Annotated in this window: 3 protein-coding genes; all 3 read right to left on the bottom strand. The window is 36.3% G+C overall.

All coding sequences use genetic code 11. The features are described from left to right. Window positions 1-584: 584 nt before the first annotated feature. The 3 genes from Q1K78_RS17155 to Q1K78_RS17145 all read right to left on the bottom strand — a co-directional run bounded on the left by Q1K78_RS17155 (window position 585) and on the right by Q1K78_RS17145 (window position 2,662). The gene (locus tag Q1K78_RS17155; RefSeq protein WP_188863935.1) at window positions 585-995 is read right to left on the bottom strand and encodes a VOC family protein; all 411 of its coding nucleotides are present in this window, start codon (window positions 993-995) and stop codon (window positions 585-587) included. Between the two features lie 182 nt (window positions 996-1,177). After that, complete coding sequence (locus Q1K78_RS17150; protein WP_300181642.1) at window positions 1,178-1,774, bottom strand: hypothetical protein; 597 nt, start codon at window positions 1,772-1,774, stop codon at window positions 1,178-1,180. Between the two features lie 153 nt (window positions 1,775-1,927). Beyond that, window positions 1,928-2,662: a phospholipase D-like domain-containing protein gene (locus Q1K78_RS17145; RefSeq protein ID WP_065640443.1), complete on the bottom strand. Its 735-nt coding sequence runs from the start codon at window positions 2,660-2,662 to the stop codon at window positions 1,928-1,930. Window positions 2,663-3,395 lie beyond the last annotated feature (733 nt).

Genomic DNA, 3,395 nt, shown 5'->3' with positions numbered 1-3,395 from the left:
CTTACTTTCGGCTTGGCTAGCTTGGTAAAGAACTGCCCTGCCAAGATTTTCTAAGCCCTGATTCTAATTTACCGGTAGTAATTAAGCGAACAAAATGTTCTTAAATTGCGAGATAAAGTGAATGGAAAACAAATACATTTTTTACGCCATTTGAACGACTTGGTTTCAGCAGATTTGGAACTGATAAACCAAATATCCTTGCCACAATTGGGATTGAAAATGCTGCGAGGAAAACACTGATGCAAACTAAAATGAGGCATAACCAAAGAACAATTGAAGCGTAAAATAGCTTCTGAAACGCCTGAACTTAGGGAAATAAGGGCTAATTTGCCGAACCTGATGAAATGAAAACCAAAAGGCAACAAAGAAGAAATTTACGCTTACTAAGCCGAAACTACGAAAGCCGCGATCCTATTGATGAACCGTGCAAAAAATTTCGGACTCAGTACGCACAACGCCTGCATAACACGTTTGCTACGATACAGACTTAGCTGAATTTTAACGCCTTAATCACTGAAACTAAGGCAAACTGACAACGCCGAGTGTAGCAAATCGTGTTGATGCATTTGTTATATGCTACAGACTTAGTCAGCTTGATTTAACTGCAATAAGTCCCATTTTGTACCGTATAAGTCTTTAAATACAACAACTGTGCCGTATTCTTCAACACGTGGCTCTTCAGTAAACTCGACACCTTGAGCTTTCATAAACTCATAGTCACGCCAGAAATCATTAGTTTGAAGAAATAAGAAAACACGACCGCCAGCTTGATTGCCAACTGATTTTAATTGGTCATCATTACTTGCTTGAGCCAATAGCAAATTTGTTCCTGTTGAATTAGGTGGAGATATTTGAACCCAACGTTTACCACCGCCTAAATCAGTATCTTCGACAAGTTCAAATTGTAGTTTTTTGGTATAAAATTCAATTGCATCATCATAGTTTTCAACAACTAAGGCAATATTACCAATTCTTTGTTCGATAGACTTATTCATTTATGGCTCACTATAGTTCAAAAATGGAATTCTACCCTATTTGGCTCATAAACTCATTTTTGCATATAACGCCTGCATAACACGTTTGCTACCATGCAGATTAAGTCCAAATTTACCACTTAACACGGTAAACTCAAAGAAACCTAGAATGCCGAATGTAGCAAATCGTGTTGATGCGATTGTTATAGCCCAGCAAAGTGCGCTGTAAATGAACTAGCTGCATTAATAGAGGAGTAACAAAAAAGAGCAAATGAACCGAATACTGAAATGATACTCACTCCATTTATTGCAGAGCCTGATTTTATATATTTATTGGCGAAACAATATTGAGATATATAAGTTGTCCCGCTAGCAAAGGCGGCGGCTAAGACACCGAAACAAAATAAAAGTATAGATTGAGATAAAGCTGAAGTAACCGCGATACTCGAACCTTCATTCCAAATTTTTCCAGTAAAGGCTAATAATGCCGCAGCTGCACCACCATTAATAATCATACTTGCTTTTAACGCGGCTTGCCCCGCTGTAATTACAGATTTAAACATTTCTAATGAATGTGCTGTTGCATTTTGTGAATATGCAATACTTCTTGAATTTTCAGCTTCAAACTCAGCTAATATTTTAGAATGCTGAAGTTTATCAATTTCTTTAGATTGTTCTGCTTGCTTACCAAGCTGATCCATAAAATTGTCCATAGCATCAATAGAAACTGACACTTCCCCACCATTTTTAGTTTGTAAAAGAGCCTTTTTCACTTCATTTACAACATCAATTGCATTCATAATATACCTAATTTAATTATTTCGGGAAATAGGGCTATAACGCCTGCATAACACGTTTGCTACCATGCAAATTAAGCCTAAATTTACCACTTAATACGGTAAACTCAAAGAAACCTAGAATGCCGAATGTAGCAAATCGTGTTGATGCATTTGTTATACGATTAGCGTTTTGACTAATTTAACAAATTCCCGTGAGAATTTTTCAGCGGCACTCACACTATATGATATTTCAAGAGTTTCATCGTTAATGTGAGCTGCTTTATCTGTCCAATTATATGAACCATGAGCCACTATTTTCATATCTATGATACAAAATTTATGGTGCATTAATTTCTGTTCTGCTGGAGCAGCAAGAAGTTCTACTTTATTATTTAAATATAAGCCAATTTTATTATTAATATTGTCTTTATTTATCACAACACGAACGTTTACCCCCTTCCTAGCCTTTTTAACTAAAGCGTTAGCCAAATCTTGATCTGTCATCCATGCTACAGCAACCCAAATAGTAAACTCAGCAGAGTGAATAAGTTCAAGCAGTTGTGATTTTTGATTTTCAAAATGATGTTCAGGAAATATGCTTTCTGTTCGGTAAATACCAGAGTCAACATCGGATACTAGTTCATTAATATGGTCAATAACTCCCAAAACTTTAATTCGAAGAATTTTTGCTTGCCAAATATGTTGAACGTTTGTATCAATACTACAAATTTCTTTATTTAACACATCATTTTTAATTCGTTTCGCACTGCTTAAATAACGTTCAACAAGCTCTTTATAAGCAAAGGTAGCTGGCTCTTGTACATCAAAACAATCGTTCTCACTATAGTCATCCAAAGGATAGTTTATAACGTCATTTGCTAAGTTAAAAACATGCTGATTGATCTTCATTACCTCTCCATTCATTCGTATAACGCCGCAATAACACGTGCGAACGACCGACTTTCAAAACCAATTACACTCTAAACCACAAACGCCGAGTGTAATTAGCATCGTGTTGATTGCTTTGTTACACGATCTTTGTCAACGCTTCGCTTTAATTGGTAAAGAATTGATTTACCAAGATTTACTGTAAATTGAGTTTAATTAGACTAGCTCAATTAAGCGAGCAAAATATCCATTCAACAGCAATAATTGTGAAACGAAACAATCCTTTTTTCTTACGCCATTTGTACGACTTGGTTTCAGCCAGTTTGGAATAGATAAACCAAATATCCTAACCACAATTGGGATTGAAAATGCTGAGAGCAAAACACTGATGCAGACTAAAATGAGGCATAACCAAAGAACAATTGAAGCGTAAAATAGCTTCTGAAACGCCTGAACTTAGGGAAATAAGGGCTAATTTGCCGAACCTGATGAAATGAAAACCAAAAGGCAACAAAGAAGAAATTTACGCTTACTAAGCCGAAACTACGAAAGCCGCGATCCTTTTGATGAACCGTGCAAAAAATTTCGGACTCAGTACGCACAACGCCTGCATAACACGTTTGCTACGATACAGACTTAGCTGAATTTTAACGCCTTAATCACTGAAACTAAAGGCAAACTGACAACGCCGAATGTAGCAAATCGTGTTGATGCATTTGTTATATGCAAACAACCATTCTTACTATGAGGTCAT

Origin of the sequence: uncultured Aliivibrio sp. (assembly GCF_946479765.1) — a bacterium.
In the GTDB taxonomy this organism is placed as follows: Bacteria; Pseudomonadota; Gammaproteobacteria; order Enterobacterales; family Vibrionaceae; genus Aliivibrio.
The sequence above is the reverse complement of the archived record's forward strand: the minus strand, read 5'-3'. Positions and strand labels throughout refer to the sequence as shown.

Coding starts and splice junctions, on each gene's coding strand:
- Q1K78_RS17155 (WP_188863935.1), bottom strand. CDS start 995: ATGAATAAGTCTATCGAACAAAGAATTGGTAATATTGCCTTAGTTGTT.
- Q1K78_RS17150 (WP_300181642.1), bottom strand. CDS start 1,774: ATGAATGCAATTGATGTTGTAAATGAAGTGAAAAAGGCTCTTTTACAA.
- Q1K78_RS17145 (WP_065640443.1), bottom strand. CDS start 2,662: ATGAAGATCAATCAGCATGTTTTTAACTTAGCAAATGACGTTATAAAC.